The organism is Bordetella petrii (assembly GCF_020991325.1).
Taxonomy (GTDB): Bacteria; Pseudomonadota; Gammaproteobacteria; order Burkholderiales; family Burkholderiaceae_B; genus Bordetella_A; species Bordetella_A petrii_E.
In genome coordinates this window covers 1-23,785 of record NZ_JAJMLX010000041.1, presented here as the reverse complement: position 1 = coordinate 23,785, position 23,785 = coordinate 1, and the positions used below count along the sequence as shown (strand labels likewise).

Sequence of the window (23,785 nt, the reverse complement as noted above, 5' to 3'; positions counted from 1 at the left end):
GAGTTCATTGACCGGCGCGCCCTTGGCGTCGTAGCTGACCAGGCCGGTGAAGATCAGGTCCATGACGCGACCGCCGCCAACTTCGTTGGTGTTGGCCGGCAGAAGGCCATTCTGCGGTTCGGTGGTGTTTGCGGTTACGACATACGAGCCGTCACCTTCGCCACCGGCGGTTTCGGTCGAACCGCCGCCACAAGCGGACAGGGTCAGCGCCAAGGCTGCAGATAAAACGACAGCCTTAGATGCGTGCGAGTATCGCATCCTATTTCTCCTCAACAGATCGTTGCTGCTTCTGCATTACGCAGAGCCGTGCAGTCAAGCGTGAGCTATAGCACGTAGTGAATGAGATTACATCAAACATTGCGAAACAACCAATGAATAGTCATGAAAGTAATGCTTGAAATCGGTTTATTCACCCGGCTGAATTTACTTCAGCCCGGTCATGATTTACTTTGAATCAAATAAAAATATTCATCATTCCGGGGTCCTCCAGCACCGAGCCGACACCTGCGAGGAACTCGCTTGCTTCTTTGCCGTCGACCACCCTGTGATCGAAGGACAACGCCAGTGTCATGGTATGGCGAAGTGCAACTTGGTCTTGGTATTCCCAAGGTCTGCGCTTCACTTGGCCTAGTGCCAGAATTCCTGCCTGCCCCGGCGGCAGAATTGGGGTGCCGGCATCCACGCCGAAAACCCCCACGTTGGTGATGGAGAATGTGCCACCTGTCAATTGGGCTGGTGACAATGTTCCTTCGCGGCCTTGGAGAATAATCCCGCTGAGTTCGGCAGCCAATACTGGCAGCGTCTTAGCTTGGGCATTTTTCAGCACCGGAACCAGCAGACCACGATCACTTGCCACGGCCATGCCCAGATTCACTGACCCGAATTCAATGATTTCGTCAGCCTTTTCATCCCACGTCGAGTTCAGCGCGGGATAGGTCTTCAACAGTCTCGTCACCACGAGCGCTGCCAGCGTTGTGATATTGAGCTTCAGATCCTTGAGCAGCCGATGCGACCGCATGCGTTCCAGCAGCTCCATGGATTCGGTGACATCAATCGTGAGGAACTCCGTGGCATGCGGGGCGGTAAACGCCGACTGCACCATGGCCTTGGCCGTGGCCCTGCGAATCGCGGTGATCTTCACATGGCGATCCGCTCCTGGTGAAGACATGGATTCGCTGTCCATGGCCGCTGGCTTGATGGCACCGGCGGAGTCGATGGCCTGCTGGACATCCCGGCGCAGCACCAAGCCGTCCTCGCCGCTGCCGGCGAGCGCCGAAATATCGACCCCGTGATCGCGTGCCAGCTTGCGTACCGGCGGGGTGCACCTGGTCACCGCATGCTGTTCACGTTCATGGGTGCCCGGCCCGTCAGCCGGCTGGGATGCAACTGGTGCCGAAGCTGCTGGTGCAGGTGCTGGCACAGCTTCCGGGTTGCGCGAGCCGCGGGCTTTGCGCTTCGGACGGTTTCCGGTATCTGCCGGCGCACCGTAGCCAACCAGGGTGGGGGTGCGTTCGCCGGCCTTGCTTTGCTCCTGTTGCGCCGAATCAGCCGCTGCCGGCTGCTCGCCGGACCCGCCGGGCTCCTGGTCGAAAGTGACCAGCGGACCGCCGACCTGCACGGTTTCGCCTTCGGTGGCGTGCAGGGCCTGGACGAATCCGGCAAAGGGCGAGGGAAGTTCAACGACTGCCTTGGCGGTTTCGACCTCGGCAATGATCTGGTTGAGCGCAACATGCTCGCCAACCTTGATCTTCCAATTCAGCACCTCGGATTCGGTGAGCCCTTCGCCGAGGTCGGGGAGTTTGAAGGTGTGGGCGGTCATCACTTGGCAGCTCCTTCGGTTGCCTCGTGGTGGCGCATCACGGTATCGACCAGCAGCGGGTCGGCCGCCTGGGCGCGGATGCGGCTGGCGTCGGCCACTACCAGCACGCTTTCCAGCTCCAGCATCGGATCGGCCATGCCGACCTGGGCGATGCGCCCGGGATCCGATACGCCGCTGGCCTCAATGACGATCCATTCCGGGGCGGGGTCGCGTGTCATGGCGCGCGCCAGCGCATCATCGAGTCCGCCGCCAATGCTGCAACAGACGCAGCCGTTGGCCAGGCTGATGGTGTCGCCGTCGCGGCTGGCCACCAGCGCCGCATCGACGTTGACGGGACCGAAATCGTTCACCAGTACCGCGGCCCGGCGCCGGCTTTGCAGCAGAATGCGATTGAGCAGCGTGCTTTTTCCGGCGCCCAGGAAGCCGCCGACCACGGTCAGCGCAATACGCGGCGCGGGCGACATATCAGGCCCCCGGCATTGCCAGCGGCCGGCCCCCGACGATGGTCTGGACCACGGCGGCGTCTTTCAAGCCTTCGGCCCCGAGCTCGCGCGGGTCGTCTCGCAGCACGCAGAAATCGGCGCGCTTGCCGATTTCGATGGAGCCGATTTCGTGATCGAGATGCAGCGTGTGCGCGGCGCCCAGCGTGATGGCGCGCAACGCGGCATCCACGTCGATGCGCTCCGCTTCCCCCAGCACCCGTCCGCCCGCCGTGCGCCGGTTGACCGCGCACCAGGCGGTGAACAATGGCCCCAGCGGCGTGATCGGAGCGTCGGAATGAATGGCATACGGCACGCCCAGGCGGGCCGCGGTGGCGCAGGCGTCCATGCGATTGGCCCGGTCCGGGCCCATGGTCTGCGCATAGTGCGCGTCGCCCCAATAGTAGATGTGGTTGGCGAACAGGTTCGCGCACATGCCCAGGCGCGCCATGCGCCGGAACTGGGCGGCATCGGCCATCTGGCAGTGCTGCAGCGTATGGCGGTGATCGGGCCGCGGATGGCGTTGCAAGGCTCGCTCCACCGCCTGGATGGCGACTTCGGTTGCTTCGTCGCCGTTGGTATGGATGTGCAGTTGCACCCCGGCCGCGTGATAAGCCAATACGGTCTCGTCCAGCACATCCGGCGGCGTTACCCAGATGCCATTGGGCGCGCCGTTGTAGTAGCCAGGCCAGCGCAAGCGCGCGGTGAAGCCCTGGATCGACCCATCGACCACCAGCTTGACCATGCCCAGGCGCAATTTGTCGTGGTTGCGCGACTTAAGTTGCTCCAGCCGCTTCAGGCAGGCGGCGGGGTCGCCCGCGAAGCTCATGGCCGCCGCGGCCGGGACGATGCGCACGGGGAAGTCCGGTTCGGCGCTGATGCGGGACAGCGTATCGATACCCTCTTCATGCAGTTCATTGACCAGGTCCGTGGCCGTGGTCACCCCGGCCAGTTGAGCGACTTGCCCGAACAGGCGCAACCCTTGTTCGGTCATGCCGATGGTGCGAAACGGGCTGCCAATCAGGCGCATCACCGGGAACATGGCGGCGAATTCGCACAACTCGCCGGTCGGCTCGCCGTTGCCGAAGCGCGAAATGCCTTCGATGTCGGTATCCCGGTCGATCCCCGCCCAGGCCAGCATGGCGCTGTTGACGTTCATCAGGTGCATGCTGGCATGCATGACCACCACCGGCCGGTCGGTCGCCACGGTGTCCAGCTCGCGCACCGTCATGCGCCCGCTATCGAAATAGATCGGATCGAAACCCCAGCCGATCAGCGCCTGGCCGTCTGGCAAGGCCGCTTGTGCTTCGCGCAGGCGCGTGCACACGGCTTCGAAGCTGGTCAGCCCCGGCCACAATCTGCCGTCCGGTCCGCGCCGGTCGTAGTAGCCGACATAGACGAAATTCCACATGCCGCCTTCCGGAAGATGGCAGTGACCCTCCACCAGGCCAGGCATCAGCACGTGGTCCGCATGACGCTCATCCAGCGTGGCGGACCCCCAGCCACGCAGGCTCCCGGCGTCGCCCACGCCGAGAATGCGTCCGTCGCGCACGGCCACATGGGTGGCGCATGGCTGAGCGGGGTTCATGGTCAGGATGGCGCGGGCCCGGAAAATCGTGGTGACGGGCGATGGCGAGGTCATGCTGCGCTCCTTTGGGATTGGGCTTCTGGAAGGGGTGTTTTGCCAGCGGCCAGCGGCGCATATGCCGCGCCGTCGCGCACTGTCACGAGATGGCAGGCCACGAAATGACCCGCGGCGGTCTCGCGCAATGGAGGGGGTTCGGCATGGCAGTGTGGCTGTGCCACTGGGCAGCGCCCCGCGAAGCCGCAGCCCGGCGGCGGCTGCAACGGGCTGGGCGGGTCTCCCGCCAAGCGGATACGCTGGCGCGCTCGTTCGCGCCCGCCATGCACGGTGGGCACGGCCGACATCAGCGCGACACTGTATGGGTGCAGGGGGCGGCTGAAAAATGCCTGGCGCGACGCGCGCTCGACGATGCGGCCCAGGTACATGACGGCCACATCGTCGCAGATATGCTGGACTACCGCCATGTCGTGCGAAATGAACAGGAAGGACTGGCCCTGCTCGCGCTGGATGCGCCGCAGCAGGTTTAGTATCTGCGCCCGGATCGCGATGTCCAGCGCCGACACCGGCTCGTCGCAAACGATGAGGTCCGGCGCGCTGGCCAGCGCGCGGGCGATGTTCAGGCGCTGGCGCTGGCCGCCCGAGAACTGGTGCGGAAACAGTTGCCGCTGCTCGGGGCGCAAGCCCACCTGGGCAAACAACTCCGCCACGCGCGCTTCGCGCTCGGCCGGCCTGCCGATATCCAGCAGGTCGAGCGGCGCCCGCACGATCTCGCCCGCGCGTTCACGGGGATTGAGCGACGAGTACGGATCCTGGAAAATCAGCTGGAAGTGGCGCCGCAAGGTGCGCAACGCCGTGCCCTGCAACGTGGTGATGTCGGCACCGTCGAAATGAATGGCGCCGCCCGTAGGCTCGGTCAGGCGCATTACCGCTAACGCGGTGGTGGTCTTGCCCGAACCGGATTCGCCGACGATGGCCAGGGTGCGTCCACGTTCCAGGTCGAACGATACGCCGTCCACGGCCCGCACCACCGCGGCCGGCCGCCCCCAGTGCCCGTGCCCTACCGGGAAATGCACGCGCAGGTCGCGCACCGACAGCAGCGGCGTCTTGATGGGTGCGGTCATGATGCGGCTCCTTCATGCAGCCAACAGGCAACGCGGTGCCGTGGGCCGGCCGGGAACATGGGCGGAAAGCTTTCGGTACAGCGCGGCATGGCCTGGGTACAACGATCATGGAACGGACAGCCCGCGCCGCGCTCCCAGACTGGCGGCACTACCCCCTGTATCTCGGGCAGGTCGGGGCGCGTGTCGCTGGGGGCAGCATCCAATTCGGGCAGGCACGCGATCAGCCCGCGCGTGTACGGATGCGCCGGCCGCGCCAGGATGTCGGCCACGGCCCCCTGCTCCACCACCCTGCCGCCATACATCACCACCACGCGGTCGGCCATCTCGGCCACGGCGCCCATGTCGTGGGTGATCAGCAACACCGCTGTGCCGCGCCGTTCCTGCTGCTCGCGCAGCAGGTCGAATATCTGGGCCTGTACGGTCACATCGAGTGCGGTCGTGGGTTCGTCGGCGATCAGCACGTGCGGGTCGCAGGCCAGCGCGATGGCTATCATCACGCGCTGCCGCATGCCGCCGGACAACTGATGCGGATACTCGTCGACCCGTCGCTCCGGCGCCGGGATACCCACCGAGCGCAGCATGTCGATCGCCCGGATGCGCGCCGCCGCCTTGTCGAGCTGCTGGTGCAGGCGCAGCGATTCGCCGATCTGGTCTCCTACTGTATAGACCGGGTTCAGCGCCGTCATCGGCTCCTGGAAGATCATCGAGACCTGGTTGCCGCGTATCCGCCGCAGCGCCGTCTCGTCGCACGCCGCCAGGTCGGTGCCGCGCAGCGAGATCGTACCGCCCGAGATGCGGCCGGTTTCCGGGATCAGGCGCATGATGGCCAATGCCGTCATGCTCTTGCCGCAACCGGACTCGCCCACCAGGCACAGCGTTTCACCCGGCATCAGGCTGAAACTGATTTCGTTCAGTACCGAAGCGGCGCGTCCGCGCGCCTGGAAGGCCACGCTTAGCCGGTCGATATCCAGGACGGGCGCAGCGGCGCTCATTGGCGGCCTCGCAGCGTGGGATTCAGCGCGTCGTTCAGCCCGTCGCCGATCAGGCTCACGGCCAGCACCGTCAGGAAAATGGCGGCGCCAGGCAGCGTGACGGCCCACCAGGCCGTCAGGATGTAAGGACGGTTGCTGCCTATCATCAAGCCCCAGCTCATGATGTTGGGGTCGCCCAGGCCCAGGAACGACAGGCCGGCCTCGAACAGGATGGCGGTGCCGATCGCCAGCGTGGCGGACACGATCAGCGGCGCCATGGCGTTGGGCAGGATCACCCGCCAGATGATGCGGCCGTTGCCCGCGCCGATGACCCGCTCGGCCATGACATACTCGCGCCGCTTCAGGCGCAGGAACTCGGCGCGCGCCAACCGCGCGGTGCCCGTCCAGCTGACTACGCCGATGGCAATGGCGATGGTCGTCAAGGTGGGGCTGAACAAGGTGACCAACACCATGGCGAACAGCAAGGTCGGCAACACCTGGAAGAACTCGGTGATGCGCATCAGCAGATCATCGATCCAGCCGCCGTAGTAGCCGGCCAGCGCACCCACCACGACGCCGATCGTCACCGATAACACCGCCGCCACCACCCCCACCAGCAGTGTGGCCCGCCCGCCATGGACCAACCCCAGCAGGACATCGCGTCCCAGATAGTCGCTGCCTAGCAGCGAATACTCCGAACCGGGCGGATCCATTGGCGCGGCGACGATCTCGAACGGGTCGCCCGGCATCAGCCAGGGCCCGGCCAGCGTGATAGCCAGGATCAGCAACAGCAGCAGCAGGCCGAACACCGCCGTGCGATTGCGCAGGAACACGCGCATGGCCTCGCGGGCCTGCCCCGGCGGGCGTGGCGCGGCCATGGCCGTGGACGCCATGACCGGCGCTTGAGCTTGGTTCATGTCGTCTTGATCCTCGGGTCGATGAGACGGTAGGCCAGGTCGGTGAGCTGGTTCATGATCACGACCAGCAGCGATGCGAACAGCAGAATGCCCAGCATGGTGGGGTAGTCGCGCCGCAGCACCGAATCGAATGCCAGGCGCCCAAGCCCCGGCCAGTTGAAGACGGTTTCCACCAGAATGGCGCCCGCCAGCACGTTGCCGAACTGCAGGCCCAGCATGGTGACCACCGGCAGCACGCCATTGCGCAGCGCATGCTTGTACAGCACGCGGCGCTCGGACAACCCTTTGGCGCGCGCCGTGCGGATATAGTCGGCCGACAGCGCATCCATGACGCTGGCGCGCGCCAGCCGACTGTACTGCGCAAGGTACACGAAAGCCAAGGTGAAGGCTGGCAGTACCAGGTGGTGCAGCACGTCCAGCATGCCTGCCCAGCCTGCATCGTCGGCACCGGCCGAACGCATGTCCGACACCGGAAAGATCGGCAGCACCGATGCGAACAGGATGATCAGCACGATGCCCATCCAGAACACGGGCGCCGAGTAGCCCACGATGGACAACAGGGTCACGGCCTGCGACAGCGGGCCGTTGGGCCGGCGTGCCGCCAACGTGCCCAGGAATGTTCCTGCCAGGAAGGCAACCAGCACCGCCGTCACGACCAACAACAGCGTGGCCGGCACGCGCTGCCAGATCAGGTCGGCGACAGGAAGATTGAAGAAATACGAATAGCCGAGGTCGCCGCGCATGACCTGGCCCAGGTAAATGCCTAGTTGCGCCAGGAACGGTTTGTCCAGACCGTACTGCACGCGCAACTGCGCGCGCAGTTCTTCGCTGAGCCCGCCCATCGATCCCGCGATGGTCTCCACCGGGTCGCCGGGCGAAATGTGGATCAGCAGGAAATTCAGCGACACCACCGCCAGCAACAGCACGACCGCATAAACCAGGCGACGCAGCACGAATCGCAGCATGGGGTTCTCCTACTGCGCGACCCAGGTTTCATCCAACGGCGACAGCAGCCCCCAAATACCGTCGGGCAAGGCATGCACGCGCTTAGTCGCCAGGGTATGGTAAGGAATTACCGTCAGGAACATGATGGGCAAGTCCGTCATGACCAGCTTCTGGAACTCCGCGTACAGGGCCTTGCGCTTGGTTTCGTCGGTCTCGCGCCCCGCTTGTTCCAGCAGTTCGTCGACGCGCGCGTTGCGGTACGACTGGGTGTTGGTCCAGATGATGTCGCGAATATTGCTCGACAGATAAGTCCGGTGCACCCCGATGACCGGGTCGCCCCAGTTGAAGACAATATCCGAAGTCATGTCGAAGTCGTGACTGGCGATGCGCTTGGCCCAGGTGGGGAAGTCTGGCGATGCGCGCACCTGCACCGCGATGCCGATTTTCTTCAGTTGGCTGCGCAGGTATTCGGCCACGTTCTTGCCTTGCACGTCACTGCCGGGCATGTAGTCCATGGTCAGCGACAGGCGCGTGCCGTCATCCTTCTCTTTGAACCCCGCCTCTTCCAGCAATTGCTCCGCCTTTTTCAGGTCCAGCGGATACGACGGCAGGTCGGCCGCCGCGAACGGACTGGTGCCGATGATCGGGCCGTCGGCCGATTTCGCGAAACCGGCGTTCAACGCACGCAAGATGAATTTCTTGTCGGTGGCGTAGGCGATAGCCTGGCGCACCCGCGCATCGTCGAGCGGCTTGCGCGCCGTGTTGAACGCCACCCAGCTCAATGCGCCTATGCCTTCGTAGCCGCGGTCCGTCATGGCGATGCCGGTGTTGTCCTTGGCGCGACGCAGGATGGTCGGGTCCGTCATGTAGGGCAAGACGTCGATGTCGCCCCGCTCCACGTTGATCAGCAGGTTCGTGGCGTCGGGATTGATCTTGATGATCACCCGATCCAGGTATGGGCGTCCTTGCAGGAAGAACTTGTCGAAGCGTTCCAGCACGGCCTCCCGGCCCGGGATGAATTCCTTCAGTTTGAATGGGCCCGAGCCCACCACGCCGGCCGAATTGCGCGAATGCGACTTCAGGTCCTGGCCGTCGTCGTAGACATGCTTGGGCAGGATGGGCATTAACGCTGGCGACATGGCCAGCAGGATCGCCGGGTGCGGCTGGCTCATGCGCACCACCGCCGTGTGCGGGTCTGGCGTATCCACGCTTTCCACGGGCGCCAGCATGGTCTGGAACGGATGGTTCTTCTTGATCGCCATGATCGAGAATGCCACATCGGCCGAGGTTACCGGCTTGCCATCGTGAAACAGCGCATTCTTGCGCAAGCGCAGGGTCAGGGTCTTGGCGTCGGGCGACAGTTCCCAGGATTCCGCCAGGTACGGCTGCGGCTTCCATTCAGCATCGAAACGCAGCGGGCTGGCGAACAGTTGCGTGCTGGGCATGGCGGTGGCAATACCCGACTGCACCGCGCCGTTCAGGTGGCGCGCCACCTGCGTCGAACCGATCACCAGCGTGCCGCCTTTCACGGGGGCGTCGGCGGCGCCAGCCGATGCTGTCCAAGCCAACACGGCGGTGACGGCCGCCGCAACCACTGAATGTCGAATGCTGCGCATGGTCTATCCCCTTCTGAGTTCTTGCAGGCCCTTAGGCCGGACGTACTACTAGGGTATCGGCTCGGCCGCCTCGGTTTTAGTACCAATGCTGCTAACTCGCTAGGACCAGGCCGGCTCAGGCGGCGGCTTCCAGAATCAGGTCAGCTGCCTTCTCGGCGATCATGATAACTGGAATATTGGTATTGCCCGACACCAGGGTCGGCATCACCGAACAATCGACCACCCTCAGGTCGCGTACGCCATGGACACGCAGGCGGGCATCCACCACGGCCAGCGGGTCGCTGCGCGGGCCCATGCGCGCCGTGCCGCTGGGGTGAAAAATGGTGGCGCCTTGTTCGCGGCAGAAGTGCAGGATCTCGTCATCGCTTTGCGCGTCGGCGCCCGGCTGGTATTCCCGTACCAGCAGCCCGGCCAGCGGCGACGCGGCGGCCACGCGGCGTGCATAGCGCACCCCTGCCACCGCGATACGGCGATCGAGTTCGTCGGACAAGTAATTCGGCTGCATGGACGGCGCTTGGCGAGGGTCGCTGCTGACAATGCGCACCGTGCCGCGCGAGCGCGGCCGCAACTGGCAGACCGAAATGGTGCAGCCAGGGAAATCGTGCACCGCGCCGCCTGCCATGTCGGCCGACAAAGTGGCCACGTGGAACTGCACGTCGGCCCGGGTGGATTCGGCCAGGGCGCGGCCAAACAGCGCTCCCTGGTTGATGCCCACCGCCAGCGGGCCAGAACGCGTCAGCGCCCATTGCAGGCCGATCCGCGCCCTTCCCGCCAGGGTTCTCAACTGATCGTTGGTGGTGATGGGCCGCGCCACCTGCCACATCAACCGGAATTGCAGGTGGTCTTGCAAGTTTGCACCCACGCCGGGTGCGTCCACACACACTGGAATACCCATGCCGTGCAACAAATCCGCCGGCCCGACGCCCGACAGCTGCAGCAACTGCGGAGACTGGATGGCGCCCGCGCATAGCAGCACTTCGCGTCGCGCCGAGAGGGTCTTGATACGGCCGCCCTCGAGCGTCTCGACGCCAGTGGCGCGGCCGTCCTGCAGGGTCACGCGCGTGGCCTGTACCCCGGTGCGAATGTGCAGATTGGCCCGCCGGCGCGCCGGTTTCAGGTATGCGCGCGCCGCCGAACAGCGCAGCCCCTGGCGCGTGCTCAGTTGGTAATACCCTACCCCCTCATTGTCGCCGCTGTTGAAATCGTCGCGCCGCGGCAGCCCTAGCTCAGTATTCGCGGCCGCGATGAAGGCCTCGATCAGCTCGTGCGGCTGGCGGATCGAACTGGCGTGCAAAGGACCCTGGGTGCCGCGCGTCGGGCCTGGCCCCAGGTCGTTACATTCGAGTTTGCGAAAGTATGGCAGGCAATCTTCCCAACCCCAGCCCGGGTTGCCCTGTTCGCGCCATTCGTCGTAGTCCTGGCGCTGGCCGCGCACGTAGATCAGGCCGTTGATGCTGCTGCTACCCCCGAGGGTGCGGCCGCGCGGCCAGTAAATGCGGCGTCCCAGCATGCCAGGCTCGGGATCGGTATAGAACCCCCAGTTCAGCACCGGGTGGAACATGGTCTTGCCGTAACCGATGGGCAGATGAATCCATGGGCTACGGTCCGCGGGCCCAGCCTCTAGCAGGCACACAGTGTGCCGCGCATCCGCCGACAGGCGATTGGCCAGCACGCAGCCAGCCGACCCCGCGCCCACGACGATGTAATCGTAAGCAGTCATGGCCGCACCCATCACGCCGGCCGGGTCGTGGCAAGCCAGCGGCTGTACAGGGCAGCCACCGCGCAACTGTTGATGCGCGCCGCCTGCGAATCGGCCCGGCTGGTCAGCAATACCGGCACCCGCGTTCCCAGCACCAGGCCCGCCATCGAGGCGCCGGCCAGCCAGGTCAGTTCTTTGTAGATCATGTTGCCCGCTTCGATGTCGGGCACCAGCAGGATATCGGCATCGCCCGCCACGGCAGACGTGATCCCCTTGAGCCGGGCCGCCTGGGCCGAGATCGCGTTGTCGAACGCCAATGGCCCATCGATCTGCCCGCCTTGGATCTGCCGCCGGTCGGCCATTTTCGACAGCGCCGCCGCGTCCAGGGTCGCCGGCATGGCCGGGTTGACAGACTCGGTGGCGCACAGCACCGCCACTTTGGGGCAGGCCACGCCCAGCGCGCGCGACAGATCGATGGCGTTCTGGGCGATATCCGCCTTTTCCAGCAGGCTGGGCGCGATATTGACCGCCGCGTCCGTCACCAGGAACAATTTCGGATAGGCGGGAACGGCCATCACGAAGGCATGGCTGATGCGCCGTGCCGTGCGCAGGCCCGCGTCGCGGGCCACCACCGCGGCCATGAAATGGTCGGTGTGCAGACTGCCTTTCATCAGCATGCCCACTCGCCCATCGCGCGCCAGCGCAGCGGCGGCATGGGCGGCGGCGCGTTCGTCATCGCTGGTGTCGTGGATCTCGACATCGGCCGCCATGTCCTGGGCCGCCAGCAATTCGCGCAGGCGGCCGGCCGGGCCGACCAGTACCGGTTCCATATGGCCTTCCTCCCGTGCTTGCAGCGTGGCTTGCAGGCACTCGGCCGTCATGGGATACACGACGGCCGTGCGCGGCCCGCCCTGCACTCGGGCCGCCTGGCGCAGGGGTTCGAATAGTGCTTCGCCGTCCATGTCCCGCCCTACTCCCTCAGCAAAGTGGGCAGCCACAGCGCCAATTGCGGGAACCACAGCACCAGCAACAGGCCCACGACTTGCAGTCCCATGAACTGCATCATGCCCAGGTAAATGTCTTTCAGGTTCCATTGCGGCGCCGCGCCTTTTAGAAAATAGGCCGACAACGCCACGGGCGGCGACATCCAGGCCGTTTGCAGGCACACCGCCACCAGCGTGCAGAACCAGATCGGGTCGATGCCCATCTGGCGGACCACCGGCAGGAAGATCGGCACCACGATCAGCACGATCGGAACCCATTCCAGGGGCCATCCCAACAGGAAGATCAACGCCAGCATCAGCAACAGCGTCAGGGTGGGCGACAATTGCAGCGCCGTGAGCAGGTTGGCCAGGTACTCGGCGCTTCCCAGGCGCGAGAACACGGCGCCGAAATAGTTCGACGCCGCCACCAGTAGCAGGATCATGCAAGAGATCTCCAGCGTGGCGAACATCGCGCGCTTGAAAGCCGGCCAGTTCATCTTGCGGTACGCCAGGGTCAGCAGCAACGTGACGAACGCGCCGCACGCACCCGCGTCGGTGGGCGTGGCAATGCCGGCCAGGATCACGCCCAGCGTGGACAGGATCACCACCACCACGGGCGCCGATCCCAGCGCCAATTCTTTCAGGGCATAGCCCAGCGGCTTGCGCAACTCGGCGGGCAGCGGCGGCCCCAGGCTGGGGTTGAGATGGCTGCGGACCAGGGTGTACAGGATGAACAGCGCCGACAACAGCAAGCCGGGCATGACCGCCGCCGCGAACAGCTCCGTGGCGGGGACGCCCACCACGGGGCCCATCACGATCAGCATGACCGACGGAGGGATCAGGATACCCAACGTGCCCCCCGCCGTGATGGCACCGGCACTCATGCGGGCGTCGTAGCCGCTCTTGATCATGGTCGGCGCCGCCATGACGCCCAGCAAGGTCACCGACGATCCCACGATGCCGGTGGCGGCCGCGAAAATAGTGGCGGTGATCAGCACCGCCAGATACAGGGAACCGCGTACACGGGCCAGCAGGAGTTGCACGCCATGGAACAGGCGTTGCGCCAGTCCGGATTGCTCCAGCAGAAATCCCATGAACAGGAAGAACGGCACCGCGGCCAGCGTGGGATCGCGCATCACCGAGAAGAACTGCAGGGTCATCAGGTGCAGGGCCAGTTTGCCCAGCGCCAGCCAGCCCATGCCCAGCGCCACCGCAATCAGCGTGAAGACGATGGGAAAACCCGCGAAGATCGCGACGACCAGCACCCCCAGGGCGGCCACGCCCAGCAGTTCCGGGCTCACGGCCATTCTCCGCGCACGACCGCAAGCAGGCTTTTCAAGGTTTCGGACAGCCCCTGCAGCAACAACAGGACGGTGGCCACGGGGATGGCGGCCTTGAAAGGCCATACGATCGGCATCCACGGGCTGGTGACGATGCGTTCATTGCGCTGGAAGGAACTCCAGAAGTAATCCCAGCCCACCGACAGGAAAAGGATCAGCGCGGGGAAGAACAGTAGCAGGTAGCACGCCAGGTCGACCGCGCCCTGCACGCGCGGCGACCAGCGGTCGTAGAACAAGTCAGTGCGTATGTGCGACTTTCGCAGCAGGGTATAGGCCGACCCCAGCATGAAGAAAGAGCCATACAGCATGTAGGTCATGTCGTATGCCCATATCGTGGGAGCATTGAAAAAATATCGGCCTATCACCTCGTAGACCAGTGAACCGACCATGGGCAGGATCATCCAGGCCACGATCCAGCCCGACCAGCGCGCGACACCGTCCAGCACGCGCGTCACGCGCATGATGGCGCCGGCCGCCTGCGATTGCTCTTGCATGCGCGCGCCCCTAGGGGTTGTCTTTCAGCGCGGCATGGCCCAGGCCCGCGTACAGGTCGAGGATCTTGGTCCAGTAAGGCACCACGGTCTTGCCGAATTGCCGTTGCGAATCCAACACCTCTTTGAAGAACGGATCCTTGGCGGCATACCGGTCCAGCACCGTGTTGGTCGCCTTCACGAAGGCCGGATAGAAGTCCTGCGGAGTGTCCCGCACCGTCACGTTCTGGGCCTTGAGCTTCTCGAGCGCGCGGGCATTGCGCGCCACGTTGAAGGTGTAGGTCTCGCCGATGCTGGCCAGCGATGCCACGCGCACGATCTCCTTCAGGTCGTCGGGCAGCGTGTTCCAGAACGAACGGTTGATCAGCACCTCGCCCACGTCGGTGGATTGGTGCAAACCTTGCAGGTAATAGTTTTTCCAGATGGTCTGCAGGCCCAGGTTGACGTCGTCGGCCGGACCGATCCATTCGGCCGCGTCGATCACGCCGCGCTGGGCGGCCGGCACGATTTCACCACCCGGCAGCGCCACGGCCGAGACCCCCATTTCCTTGAAGATCTCGCCTGTGATGCCCGGCGGCGAACGGTACTTCAGCCGTTGGAAGTCTGCCACGCTGGCGATCGGGGCCTTGAACCAGCCCAGGGGGTCGGGCCCCATCGGTTGCAGCATGAAGACTTCGACGTCGGCTTTCAGCACGTCGTGGTAGAAGCGGTCGAGCAGTTGATTTCCGCCTCCCTCGTACAACCACGCCACGTGCGAAATCTGGTCCAGGCCGGTGCCGGCACCCGCCATGGGATTGCTGAACAGTCCCGCGGCCGGGTGCTTGCCCGACCAATAGTGGGTCCAGGCATAGCCACCCTCGACGATGCCTTTGTCCACCGCGTCGAGAATCTCGAACGCCGCCACCACCGCGCCATCGGGCAGGATCTCGACCTTCAGGCGATTGTCCGACATCTTCTGGATGCGTTGCCCCCAACGCTGCATCAGTTCGAAATACATGCTGCTGTTCGGCACGGCAGTCTGTATCCGCATGACCTGCTGCGCCGCCTGCGCGGTGCCCGCGGTCGCCAGGGCCAGCGCGCCCAGCGCGCCGGCCAGCCATCTCCTCCAGTGATTCATGTCTGCGCCTCCTCCACGTCGAACGTGGTGCGGATTCATGGTTATCGCATCGGCACGCCCCGCCGGATCCCGCTGCCCGCATGGGCCCTGCAAGATGCCGGTCCAGACTACCCTTGGCGCCCGGCGCGAACAATCTCGCCCGTCTAGGGTCACAGGCGAAAAATGCAGAAAATGGAACGGCGAGACGCCGCACCGTTCCACTATTCGCGCAATCAGCCACGCACCGGGTCGATCGGCAAAGGCGCCTCGCCCGCCCGGAACGACTCGTTCACATAGGGTTTGTACTTGTCGAGCAGCCGCATGGGTTGCTTGAGCGCATCGCGGCGGAACGGGTCGCCCAGTTCCTGGCTGACCATCATTTCCAGCACCGTGGTCTTGCCTTCGGACTGTGCCTGGCAAGCGGCCCGCAGAGCGTCGCCGACCTGGTCCGCATGCTCCACCCGCACCCCCTCGACACCCATGGCGCGGGCCAGCGCCGAGAAATCCGGGTTCTTCAGGTTGCTGCCCACGAATCGCCGGCCGTAGAAATCGACCTGGTTCTTCTTTTCCGCGCCCCACTGGCCGTTGTGGAACACCACGGCCGTCACCGGGATCTCTTCGCGGGCGCAGGTCAGCAGTTCCTGGAAGCTCATGCACCAGGCGCCATCGCCCACGTAGGCCACCGCCGGCCGGTCGGGGCGGCCCAGTTTGGCGCCGATCAGGGCGGGCAGCGCATAGCCGCAATTGCCGAAACTCATGGCCGCCAACATTGAATCCGGTTCGCGAAAGCGCAGGTAGCTGTTGGAAACCGAGCAGATGTTGCCGATATCGGTCGACACCATCACGTGCTCGGGCATGGCGCGTTCCAGTTCGCGCAGCATGCGGCGCGGATGCATGCGCCCGCCGCCGCGCGCAATGATGTCCAGGCTCCAGTCGTCGCGTTCGTGCGACCAGGCATCGAGTTCCTGCTCCCATTGTTTCTTCTCGTCGGCGATGCGGGAGGCGCGCTCGTCGCGGTTGCGCAGGCAGGCAGGCTGTACGGCCTTCAGGCGGGCGGTCAATGCCGCGGCAGCTGGCCTGGCATCGCCGCATACCGCCACCGATACCGGCCGAACCAGACCCAGCATGCGATGGTCCGCATCGACCTGGATGATACGGGCCTGCTGCGGCCAGTAATCCAGGCCGTGCTGCGGCAGGGTGCCGAACGGCCCCAGGCGCGTTCCCAGCGCCAGCACCACATCGGCCTGCGCCAGCAGCTTCATGCCCGCCTTTGAACCCTGGTAGCCCAGCGGGCCGCACCACAGGGGATGGTCGGCGGGAAACGCATCGTTGTGCAAATAGCTGGTAACTACCGGCGCGCCCAGCAGGTCGGCCAAGGCTATGCACTCCTGCTGCCCCCCTGAAAACAGCACGCCGCCGCCCGCCACGATTACCGGGAAACGCGCCTCGGCAAGCAGGCGCGCCGCCGCGTCCAGGTCTTCGTCGGCGCCGGGGCCGCGCCGCACCCGGCGCGGCGCGGGAATGGCAACGTCGATCTCCCCATAGAAATAATCGCGTGGAATGTTCAACTGCGTGGGGCCGCGCTCCGCCATGGCATTGTCGAACGCCTTGCCGGTGAACTCGGCGATCCGGTCCGAACGGTTGACGTGGGCCTGGTACTTGGTAATGCGCGAGAAAATAGGCAACTGCTCGGTTTCCTGGAATCCGCCCAGCCCCATGCCCGATGTGCCGGTTTCCGGGGTAATGGCCACCACCGGGCTGTGCGCCCAGTAGGCGGCCGCCACGCCCGTCACGAAATTGGTGATGCCCGGACCGTTCTGGGCGATGCACACGCCATGGCGGCCGGTCACCCGCGAATAGCCGTCCGCCATGTGCGCCGCGCCCTGTTCGTGCACGGTCGGCACGAACCGGATACCGGCGGCCGGGAACAGGTCCAGGGCGTCCATGAAGGCCGAGCCGACAATGCCGAAGACATCCTTCACGCCCTGCGCCACCAGCGTCTCCACGAAGGCCTCGCTGGGTGTCATGTGTACTTTGCTCATGCTCCTCTCCCTGATGCACGGCCGCACGCCTGTCGCGCGACACGATGAAGAGGATTCTGCAGAACCGCGGCCAGGCGTGCCATAGCCCGGCGTTTCATTTTTCGCGTGTTTTGTGCGACGATGCGCGAGATCGCCAGAAACTTCAATTTTTGAAAGATGAGCGAAGAACCCGGTTCCGCGGCGCTGCGCGCGCTGGCCTTGCTGGAGCATGTGGCGCAGTCCGAGCAGCCTGTCAGCCTGGCCGACCTGACACGGGCCAGCGGCCTGCCCAAGCCCACCGTGCTGCGCATTCTCTCGCGGTTGGTCGACGCCGGCATGCTGCTGCGCGAACCCGCCGGCAAGTCCTATGTCACCGGGCCGCGGCTGGCGGGCCTTGCCCGCGATACCCTGCTGAATTCCCCGCTGCGCGCGGCGCGGCGGCGCATCCTGGACAGCCTGGTGGACCAGATCGGCGAAACCTGCAACTGCACCATGCTCGATGGCGACGAGGTCATGTACCTGGACCGCGTGGAAACCGCCTGGCCGCTACGCCTGAACCTGCAGCCCGGCTCACGCGTGCCGCTGCATTGCACCGCCAGCGGCAAGTTGTTCCTGGCCTATATGCGCAAAGAAGCACGCACCCGTTTGTTGTCGGCGGCGGCCCTGCCCCGCTATACCCCCAATACGCTTTGCGACGCGGCCTCCCTGGAGCTCGAATTGTGCGCCGTGCGCAAAGAAGGCGCCAGTTTCGACCGCGAGGAATTCCTGGTCGGCATCGTGTGCATGGCCGTGCCCATCCTGCAGGGCCGGCGTGCCATCGCGGCGGTGGCCCTGCACGCACCCGTGGCGCGCCTGAGTATCGAGCAGGCGCGCGAATGGCTGCCCCTCATGCAGGAAGCGGCAGCGGCCCTGTCGCGCACCTACGATCCGCCCGCCTGACGGCGTGGCCCGCTTCTTGCTGGCGTCACGGGTTTTCATCGCGCATGGGTGCCATGACACACGCTTCTTCCATCGGCATGATCCGCATCGGCATTTCGGGCTGGCGCTACGCCCCGTGGCGCGGTGTCTTCTACCCCGACGACCTGCCCCAGGCGCAGGAACTGGCGTATGCCTCGCATCGGGTGCCCACTATCGAGATCAACGGCACGTTCTACGCATTGCAGCGTCCGGAATGGTTCGCCCGCTGGCGCGACGCCACCCCGCGCGGCTTTGTGTTCAGCGTGAAAGGCACCCGCTACATTACGCACCAGCTGCGGCTGCGGGATGTCGATACGCCGCTGGCCAATTTTCTGGCATCCGGCCTGCTTGAGCTGCGCGAAAAGCTGGGGCCCATTCTCTGGCAATTTCCGCCTTCCATGCGCTTCGACCCCGACCGGTTTGCCGCCTTCCTCGATTTGCTGCCGCACGACACTCATGCCGCCGCGCAACTGGCGCGCCGCCACGATGAGCGCATGACGGGCCGCGTCGCGCTGGACGGCGGACCCAGGCGTCCATTGCGCCACGCAGTAGAGATCCGCCACGATAGCTTCGCCTGCCCGGAGTTCGTGGATATGCTGCGCGCCCGCGGCGTGGCCTTGGTCACGGCCGATACCGCCGGAAAATGGCCACAGATGGAAGACGCCACCGCGGATTTTGCCTACTTGCGGCTGCATGGCGACAAGAAGCTGTATGCCAGCGGCTATACCGATGAAGCCCTGCGGCATTGGGCCGGCCACATCCGCGCCTGGTCGCGCGGCCAGGAACCCCGCGACGCCCGGCGTGCCGCGCGCCGGCCCGACCAGCCGTACGGCCCGCGCGACATCTACTGCTATTTCGACAACGACACCAAGGTGAAGGCGCCGGGAGACGCGCGCAGCCTGGCGAAACTGTTAGGCTTGCCGCTGGAGCCGGTATCGGCCCAGGGCGACTAACGCCCCGCGGGCAGCAGGAACCGGAATACCGCGCCCTGCCCGGGCTCTTCCAGCAGCCGGATTTCGCTGCGGTGCAGTTGCAGGATGCGCTGCACGATCACCAGCCCCAGGCCGCCGCCGTCGCGCCGGTTCTGCGTCAGTACCGATGCCCGGGTGAACAGGCCGTCGCGCAGTTCGGGGGGAATGCCCGGCCCCGTATCGCTGACGCGCACCTCGATGCCCTGGCCGGCGTGGCCCAGCCGCACCTGAATGCGGCTGCCCTGCGGGCTGTGGCGGATGGCATTGTCCAGCAGATTGGTCAGCACGCGCTCGATCAAGGCCAGGTCGGCGCGCACTGGCGGCAAGTCTCGCGGAAAGTCGGTGTCCAGGCGCTGCTGGCGGGCCTCGGCGGCCAACTCGAATTTCTGGATCACGTCCTGCACCAGTTCCGGCAGCGCGAAAGTGTCCAATTCGGGCTGCACCAGGCCGGATTCCAGCCGCGCCAGGTCGAACAGTTCCTGCGCCAGGCGCCCCACTTTGCGGCTCTGGCCCAGGGCGGTATCCAGGTAGCGGCGGCGTTCATCGGGGCCCAGCGACCCGTCTTTGAAGCGCAGGGTTTCCAGGTAGCCATGCAGCGACGTCAGCGGGGTGCGCAGGTCGTGCGAAATATTGGCCACCAAATCGCGGCGCTGCTGGTCTTGCCGGGTCAACTCGCGCCACTGCTCGGCGATGCGCTGCCCCATCTGCGCGAAAGCGCGGCGCAGCACGACGATTTCGTCGCCATCGCCATGCGCATCGTCCCGCCGATGCAGGGCTGCCGCCGCGGCGCCGTCGCTGTCGAAATTGCGTACCGCCTGGGTCAGCGACCGCAGCGGCCGCGTGATCGAGGCGAAGGCCACCAGGCCGGCCACCAGGCCCAGCAGCCCCACCAGCGCGATCGACCACAGCGACGTGCGCAACACGGCGCTGGCCGACAGCGAGGACGCCAGGGCATCGTGGGCCTCGCCCTGCAACACCACATACACGTAGCCGCGATCGCGCCCATCGATGCGGATGGGCGCGGCGCTGAACACCTTGCGGGTGGCGGTGTTGCGCGGGTCCACGCCCAGTATGGGCAAAGGTTCGCCGGCCAGGAAGCGCCGCACGGGCGCCAAGTCGACGTGGTCGAACTTGACTCGGCCCGGCGGGGCGGCATCGGCCTCGATGCGGCCGTCATTGCCCAGCAGGTAGACTTCGACCGCCGGATTCACGGCCATCAGTTGATCGAACAGCATGCGCACGGATTCGGGGTTCCAGCCGCTGTCGCCCATCAGCGGCCGTGTGCCGGCAATGTGGGCCGCCAGGCCGCTGGACAGGCGCTGCACCACTTCCTGCTGGTAGCGCTCGTTGGCCGCCATGTGCAGCCATGCCGACACGCCGCAGCAGGCCAGCAACAGCAGCGCGAATACCGCCGAAAGGCGCTGCGTAAGAGTAAGGCGGTTCATGATGAGGCTCCGTTTTCGGCGGCGGCGAACTTGTAGCCGCGGCCCCACACGGTAAGAATGCGGCCGGGTTCCGAGGGGTTGCTTTCGATCTTGGTGCGCAACCGGTTGATGTGCGTATTGACGGTATGCTCGTAGCCTTCGTGCTGGTAGCCCCACACCTGGTTCAGCAGATCCATGCGCGAAAACACCTTGCCCGGATGCCGGGCGAAAAAGTACAGCAAATCGAATTCCCGCGGCGTCAGTTCCAGCGGCCTGCCGTCCACCGTGGCGTCGCGCGCCACCGGGTCGATGGACAGCCCATGAATGTCCAGGCGACCGGCATCCAGGCGGGCATTGCGTTCCAGGGCGTCGGCGCGGCGCAGCAATGCCTTGATGCGCGCCACCAGTTCCAGCATCGAGAACGGCTTGGCCAGGTAATCGTCCGCGCCTAGCTCCAGGCCCAGGATGCGATGCACTTCGCTGGAACGCGCGCTGGTGATGATGATGGGGGTATAGCGCGCCATGGCCCGCGCGCGCTTGCAGATTTCCAGGCCGTCGATGCCGGGCAGCATCAAATCCAGCACCAGGGCGTCCCAGCGGTCGGCCTCTAGTTGGCGCAGGCCGTCGTCACCGTCGGCGGCATGAGCCACGGTATAGCCTTCGTCGCGCAGGTGCAGGCGCAGCAGGTCGGCAATGTGCACGTCGTCTTCGACGATCAGGATACGTTTGGACATGGCAAATAAGCAGGAACGGAACCGTTGCCGCTATTGTCGCCAATTAGGCGCGGCCAGTTATCACATTTAATTTAAGTTTGCGTGAGGACTTCGCCATCGGGCTTGCACAAGAATGCCCCCATGGCTACTCCAACACACCCTCTTCCCCAGGCCGCCGCCGGCCCGCACCAGGCAGTACACCCCGGCTGGCTGCGCCTGACCCACTGGCTGAACGCCGTGGCCGTCCTGGTGATGATAACCAGTGGCTGGCGCATCTATAACGCCTCGCCCCTGTTCGATTTCATCTTTCCGGCGGACATTACCCTGGGCGGCTGGCTGGCCGGCGCCCTGCAGTGGCATTTTGCGGGCATGTGGCTGCTGGCGGCCAACGGCCTGCTGTATCTGGGCCTGAACCTGGGCACCGGCCGCCTGCGCCGGCGCTTCTTCCCGCTGTCGCCGCGCGCCGTCGTCGCCGATTTGCGCGACGCGCTGCGCGGGCGCCTGTCGCATGCCGATCCGCGCCACTACAACGCGGTGCAGCGCCTTGCCTATTTGTTCGTGATGCTGGACATCGCGGTGCTGGTGCTGTCGGGCCTGGTGCTGTGGAAGTCCGTGCAGTTCGAGACGCTGCGCGTGCTGATGGGCGGCTATGAAGGCGCCCGCTACGTGCACTTTGTTTCCATGGCCCTGCTGGCGGCTTTCGTGGTGGTGCACTTGCTGATGGTGGCCCTGGTGCCGCGCACCCTGATCGCGATGATCCGAGGCAAATAAGGAACCCGCATGAGTCCGCGCAAACGCATCGCCATCCCCGGCCTGGACGGCCCGGCCATCCTGAAAGAAGCGCGCGGCCTGCTGGCCCGGCGTGTCGAGCAACCCACGCGGCGCGCCTTCCTGCGGCGCACGCTGACCCTGGGCGGGCTGGCCATGCTGTCGGGCTGCGAGATCTCCGACAACGATAGCGTGGAACGTGCCCTGTCGGCCGTCTCGCGCTTCAACGACCGGGTACAGGGCTGGATCTTCGATCCGGACCAGTTGGCGCCCACCTACCCCGAATCGATGATCACGCGCCCCTTCCCCTTCAATGCCTATTACGGCATCGAGGACGTGCCCCAGGTGGACGGCGACGACTTCCGGCTGGAGGTAAGCGGCCTGGTGGCCGACAAGCGCAGTTGGCGCCTGCAGGACTTGAATGCCATGGGCCAGGTGGACCAGGTTACCCGGCACATCTGCGTGGAAGGCTGGAGCGCCATCGGCAAATGGGGCGGCGTGCGGTTTTCGGATTTCCTGCGTCGCGTGGGCGCCGACCTGCAGGCCAGGTATGTGGGCTTCAAGTGCGCCGACGACTACTACACCAGCATCGACATGCCTACCGCCCTGCACCCGCAAACCCTCTTGGCGCTGAGCTATGACGGCCAGACCCTGCCGCCTGAATACGGATATCCCATGAAGCTGCGCATGCCGACCAAGCTTGGCTACAAGAACCCCAAGCATATTCAGGCCATTTACGTCACCAACAACTTCCCGGGCGGTTATTGGGAAGACCAGGGATACAACTGGTTCGGTGGCAGCTGATTACCTGTTTCTTACCCCCGCGGCCCTGCCGCAACCAACTGGAGAATCGCACCATGAACAAACGCACTGTTTACGCTGTCTCGATGTGCCTGGCCCTGGCTGCCGGCGGTGCCTATGCCGCTGACAACATGGGCAAGGACAACATGAGCAAGGACGGCATGGGCAAGAGCTCGATGTCCAAGGACGGCATGAGCAAGGATTCCATGTCGAAGGACAACATGAGCAAGGACAATATGGGCAAGCACGATGGCATGTCCAAGGACAAGATGTCCCACGACGGCATGAAGAAAGGCGGCATGGCCCACGACGGTATGAAGAAGGACAGCATGGGCAAGGACGGCATGTCGAAAGACGGCATGAAGAAATAATCGTGGCGCAAAGGCCGCGGCACCCGCCCGCGCGGGGCCGCCGGCCGCAAGGCGGAACAGAACATGAATCCGAATCGCAGACTTTTCCTGGCCGCGGGAGGCAGCGCGGCCTTTGCCGGCCTGGCCGCGTTGCTGCCGGGCCCGTCCGGGCGGGCACAGGCGGCAGCCCCCGGCCCGTTCACCGTGACCTACAGCGATGCCGAATGGCGCGGCAGGCTAACCTCTGCCCAGTACCGCGTATTGCGCCATGCCGATACCGAACGCCCCTATTCCAGCCCCTTGAACGACGAGCACCGCGACGGCACCTTCGGCTGCGCGGGTTGCGGTCAGGCGCTGTTCTCGGCCGCCACCAAGTTCGAAAGCGGCACGGGGTGGCCAAGCTTCTGGCAGGCGCTTCCGCAGGCCATCGGCACCACGTCCGACAGCAGCTATGGAATGCGGCGCACCGCCGTGCACTGCGCGCGCTGCGGCGGGCACCTGGGCCACGTCTTCGACGATGGACCCAGACCCACCGGCCTGCGCTACTGCATGAACGGCGTGGCCATGACCTTCACCCCGGCGGCCGCCTGATTCCGGACATCCATCCAGGAGAACCCTTATGACGAGCTCACACAAACGCGCGCCGACCCTTCCCGCCGTGCAGGCGCGCCGTTCGGCCTGCCTGCGCCTGGCGGGTGCGGCCCTGCTGGCCGGCGCA

At 65.3% G+C, this 23,785-nt stretch carries 22 protein-coding genes and 1 pseudogene; 6 read left to right on the top strand and 17 right to left on the bottom strand.

What is annotated here, in order from left to right; translation table 11 throughout:
- From LPZ50_RS06630 to xsc, 15 genes and pseudogenes are all read right to left on the bottom strand, one after another.
- A pseudogene (locus tag LPZ50_RS06630) lies at window positions 1–258 on the bottom strand (hypothetical protein); the annotation flags it as partial.
- Between the two features lie 196 nt (window positions 259–454).
- On the bottom strand, window positions 455–1,819 hold the full coding sequence (locus LPZ50_RS06625; protein WP_230659065.1) for a dihydrolipoamide acetyltransferase family protein: 1,365 nt from the start codon (window positions 1,817–1,819) through the stop codon (window positions 455–457).
- A complete protein-coding gene (locus tag LPZ50_RS06620; protein ID WP_419195571.1) occupies window positions 1,819–2,283 on the bottom strand; it encodes a GTP-binding protein in 465 nt (154 codons plus the stop codon). The genes LPZ50_RS06625 and LPZ50_RS06620 overlap by 1 nt, the downstream gene beginning before the upstream one ends.
- A gap of 1 nt (window position 2,284) precedes the next feature.
- Window positions 2,285–3,940: an amidohydrolase gene (locus LPZ50_RS06615; protein ID WP_230659063.1), complete on the bottom strand. Its 1,656-nt coding sequence runs from the start codon at window positions 3,938–3,940 to the stop codon at window positions 2,285–2,287.
- Window positions 3,937–5,004 (bottom strand): ABC transporter ATP-binding protein, encoded by a 1,068-nt coding sequence (locus LPZ50_RS06610; RefSeq protein WP_230659061.1) that lies wholly within the window; start codon window positions 5,002–5,004, stop codon window positions 3,937–3,939. The genes LPZ50_RS06615 and LPZ50_RS06610 overlap by 4 nt, the downstream gene beginning before the upstream one ends.
- Window positions 5,001–5,996 (bottom strand): ABC transporter ATP-binding protein, encoded by a 996-nt coding sequence (locus LPZ50_RS06605; protein ID WP_230659059.1) that lies wholly within the window; start codon window positions 5,994–5,996, stop codon window positions 5,001–5,003. The genes LPZ50_RS06610 and LPZ50_RS06605 overlap by 4 nt, the downstream gene beginning before the upstream one ends.
- Complete coding sequence (locus LPZ50_RS06600) at window positions 5,993–6,892, bottom strand: ABC transporter permease (RefSeq protein ID WP_419195570.1); 900 nt, start codon at window positions 6,890–6,892, stop codon at window positions 5,993–5,995. Before LPZ50_RS06600 ends, LPZ50_RS06605 begins: the two co-directional genes overlap by 4 nt.
- Entirely contained in the window at window positions 6,889–7,857 is a 969-nt protein-coding gene (locus LPZ50_RS06595; protein WP_230659057.1) for an ABC transporter permease, read from the bottom strand. Before LPZ50_RS06595 ends, LPZ50_RS06600 begins: the two co-directional genes overlap by 4 nt.
- A gap of 9 nt (window positions 7,858–7,866) precedes the next feature.
- Window positions 7,867–9,453, bottom strand: coding sequence for an ABC transporter substrate-binding protein (locus tag LPZ50_RS06590; protein ID WP_230659055.1), 1,587 nt, complete (start codon window positions 9,451–9,453; stop codon window positions 7,867–7,869).
- Window positions 9,454–9,568: 115 nt separating this feature from the next.
- On the bottom strand, window positions 9,569–11,173 hold the full coding sequence (locus tag LPZ50_RS06585) for a GMC family oxidoreductase (RefSeq protein ID WP_230659053.1): 1,605 nt from the start codon (window positions 11,171–11,173) through the stop codon (window positions 9,569–9,571).
- A gap of 11 nt (window positions 11,174–11,184) precedes the next feature.
- A complete protein-coding gene (locus tag LPZ50_RS06580; RefSeq protein WP_230659051.1) occupies window positions 11,185–12,114 on the bottom strand; it encodes a bifunctional enoyl-CoA hydratase/phosphate acetyltransferase in 930 nt (309 codons plus the stop codon).
- 8 nt (window positions 12,115–12,122) lie between these two features.
- Entirely contained in the window at window positions 12,123–13,436 is a 1,314-nt protein-coding gene (locus tag LPZ50_RS06575) for a TRAP transporter large permease (RefSeq protein ID WP_230659048.1), read from the bottom strand.
- The gene (locus tag LPZ50_RS06570) at window positions 13,433–13,969 is read right to left on the bottom strand and encodes a TRAP transporter small permease subunit (protein ID WP_230659045.1); all 537 of its coding nucleotides are present in this window, start codon (window positions 13,967–13,969) and stop codon (window positions 13,433–13,435) included. The genes LPZ50_RS06575 and LPZ50_RS06570 overlap by 4 nt, the downstream gene beginning before the upstream one ends.
- A 10-nt stretch (window positions 13,970–13,979) precedes the next feature.
- Window positions 13,980–15,083: a TRAP transporter substrate-binding protein gene (locus tag LPZ50_RS06565; protein WP_230659043.1), complete on the bottom strand. Its 1,104-nt coding sequence runs from the start codon at window positions 15,081–15,083 to the stop codon at window positions 13,980–13,982.
- Window positions 15,084–15,295: 212 nt separating this feature from the next.
- Window positions 15,296–17,104: a sulfoacetaldehyde acetyltransferase gene (gene xsc, locus LPZ50_RS06560; RefSeq protein WP_230659041.1), complete on the bottom strand. Its 1,809-nt coding sequence runs from the start codon at window positions 17,102–17,104 to the stop codon at window positions 15,296–15,298.
- Between the two features lie 156 nt (window positions 17,105–17,260).
- Here xsc and LPZ50_RS06555 point away from each other — a divergent pair, with 156 nt between their 5' ends.
- Both LPZ50_RS06555 and LPZ50_RS06550 read left to right on the top strand, forming a co-directional pair.
- Window positions 17,261–18,022, top strand: coding sequence for an IclR family transcriptional regulator (locus tag LPZ50_RS06555; protein ID WP_230659039.1), 762 nt, complete (start codon window positions 17,261–17,263; stop codon window positions 18,020–18,022).
- A gap of 53 nt (window positions 18,023–18,075) precedes the next feature.
- Complete coding sequence (locus LPZ50_RS06550) at window positions 18,076–18,993, top strand: DUF72 domain-containing protein (RefSeq protein WP_230659037.1); 918 nt, start codon at window positions 18,076–18,078, stop codon at window positions 18,991–18,993.
- Here LPZ50_RS06550 and LPZ50_RS06545 read toward each other — a convergent pair.
- Both LPZ50_RS06545 and LPZ50_RS06540 read right to left on the bottom strand, forming a co-directional pair.
- A complete protein-coding gene (locus LPZ50_RS06545) occupies window positions 18,990–20,456 on the bottom strand; it encodes a sensor histidine kinase (protein ID WP_230659035.1) in 1,467 nt (488 codons plus the stop codon). The genes LPZ50_RS06550 and LPZ50_RS06545 overlap by 4 nt on opposite strands.
- The gene (locus tag LPZ50_RS06540; protein WP_230659033.1) at window positions 20,453–21,169 is read right to left on the bottom strand and encodes a response regulator transcription factor; all 717 of its coding nucleotides are present in this window, start codon (window positions 21,167–21,169) and stop codon (window positions 20,453–20,455) included. Before LPZ50_RS06540 ends, LPZ50_RS06545 begins: the two co-directional genes overlap by 4 nt.
- 120 nt (window positions 21,170–21,289) lie before the next feature.
- On the opposite strand from LPZ50_RS06540, the gene LPZ50_RS06535 reads away from it, so the two are divergent.
- The 4 genes from LPZ50_RS06535 (at window position 21,290) to msrB (ending at window position 23,658) form a co-directional block, all read left to right on the top strand.
- A complete protein-coding gene (locus LPZ50_RS06535) occupies window positions 21,290–21,919 on the top strand; it encodes a cytochrome b/b6 domain-containing protein (RefSeq protein WP_230659031.1) in 630 nt (209 codons plus the stop codon).
- A 9-nt stretch (window positions 21,920–21,928) separates the two neighbouring features.
- Entirely contained in the window at window positions 21,929–22,720 is a 792-nt protein-coding gene (locus LPZ50_RS06530; protein ID WP_230659029.1) for a molybdopterin-dependent oxidoreductase, read from the top strand.
- 53 nt (window positions 22,721–22,773) lie between these two features.
- Window positions 22,774–23,088, top strand: a complete 315-nt coding sequence (locus tag LPZ50_RS06525) for a pentapeptide MXKDX repeat protein (RefSeq protein WP_230659027.1) — start codon at window positions 22,774–22,776, stop codon at window positions 23,086–23,088.
- A gap of 63 nt (window positions 23,089–23,151) precedes the next feature.
- Window positions 23,152–23,658 carry a peptide-methionine (R)-S-oxide reductase MsrB gene (gene msrB / locus LPZ50_RS06520; RefSeq protein ID WP_230659025.1) on the top strand — a complete coding sequence of 169 codons (507 nt, stop codon included), beginning with the start codon at window positions 23,152–23,154 and terminating at the stop codon, window positions 23,656–23,658.
- Window positions 23,659–23,785: the final 127 nt, after the last annotated feature.

Coding starts and splice junctions, on each gene's coding strand:
- LPZ50_RS06625 (WP_230659065.1), bottom strand. CDS start 1,819: ATGACCGCCCACACCTTCAAACTCCCCGACCTCGGCGAAGGGCTCACC.
- LPZ50_RS06620 (WP_419195571.1), bottom strand. CDS start 2,283: ATGTCGCCCGCGCCGCGTATTGCGCTGACCGTGGTCGGCGGCTTCCTG.
- LPZ50_RS06615 (WP_230659063.1), bottom strand. CDS start 3,940: ATGACCTCGCCATCGCCCGTCACCACGATTTTCCGGGCCCGCGCCATC.
- LPZ50_RS06610 (WP_230659061.1), bottom strand. CDS start 5,004: ATGACCGCACCCATCAAGACGCCGCTGCTGTCGGTGCGCGACCTGCGC.
- LPZ50_RS06605 (WP_230659059.1), bottom strand. CDS start 5,996: ATGAGCGCCGCTGCGCCCGTCCTGGATATCGACCGGCTAAGCGTGGCC.
- LPZ50_RS06600 (WP_419195570.1), bottom strand. CDS start 6,892: ATGAACCAAGCTCAAGCGCCGGTCATGGCGTCCACGGCCATGGCCGCG.
- LPZ50_RS06595 (WP_230659057.1), bottom strand. CDS start 7,857: ATGCTGCGATTCGTGCTGCGTCGCCTGGTTTATGCGGTCGTGCTGTTG.
- LPZ50_RS06590 (WP_230659055.1), bottom strand. CDS start 9,453: ATGCGCAGCATTCGACATTCAGTGGTTGCGGCGGCCGTCACCGCCGTG.
- LPZ50_RS06585 (WP_230659053.1), bottom strand. CDS start 11,173: ATGACTGCTTACGATTACATCGTCGTGGGCGCGGGGTCGGCTGGCTGC.
- LPZ50_RS06580 (WP_230659051.1), bottom strand. CDS start 12,114: ATGGACGGCGAAGCACTATTCGAACCCCTGCGCCAGGCGGCCCGAGTG.
- LPZ50_RS06570 (WP_230659045.1), bottom strand. CDS start 13,969: ATGCAAGAGCAATCGCAGGCGGCCGGCGCCATCATGCGCGTGACGCGC.
- LPZ50_RS06565 (WP_230659043.1), bottom strand. CDS start 15,083: ATGAATCACTGGAGGAGATGGCTGGCCGGCGCGCTGGGCGCGCTGGCC.
- xsc (WP_230659041.1), bottom strand. CDS start 17,104: ATGAGCAAAGTACACATGACACCCAGCGAGGCCTTCGTGGAGACGCTG.
- LPZ50_RS06555 (WP_230659039.1), top strand. CDS start 17,261: ATGAGCGAAGAACCCGGTTCCGCGGCGCTGCGCGCGCTGGCCTTGCTG.
- LPZ50_RS06550 (WP_230659037.1), top strand. CDS start 18,076: ATGACACACGCTTCTTCCATCGGCATGATCCGCATCGGCATTTCGGGC.
- LPZ50_RS06545 (WP_230659035.1), bottom strand. CDS start 20,456: ATGAACCGCCTTACTCTTACGCAGCGCCTTTCGGCGGTATTCGCGCTG.
- LPZ50_RS06540 (WP_230659033.1), bottom strand. CDS start 21,169: ATGTCCAAACGTATCCTGATCGTCGAAGACGACGTGCACATTGCCGAC.
- LPZ50_RS06535 (WP_230659031.1), top strand. CDS start 21,290: ATGGCTACTCCAACACACCCTCTTCCCCAGGCCGCCGCCGGCCCGCAC.
- LPZ50_RS06530 (WP_230659029.1), top strand. CDS start 21,929: ATGAGTCCGCGCAAACGCATCGCCATCCCCGGCCTGGACGGCCCGGCC.
- LPZ50_RS06525 (WP_230659027.1), top strand. CDS start 22,774: ATGAACAAACGCACTGTTTACGCTGTCTCGATGTGCCTGGCCCTGGCT.
- msrB (WP_230659025.1), top strand. CDS start 23,152: ATGAATCCGAATCGCAGACTTTTCCTGGCCGCGGGAGGCAGCGCGGCC.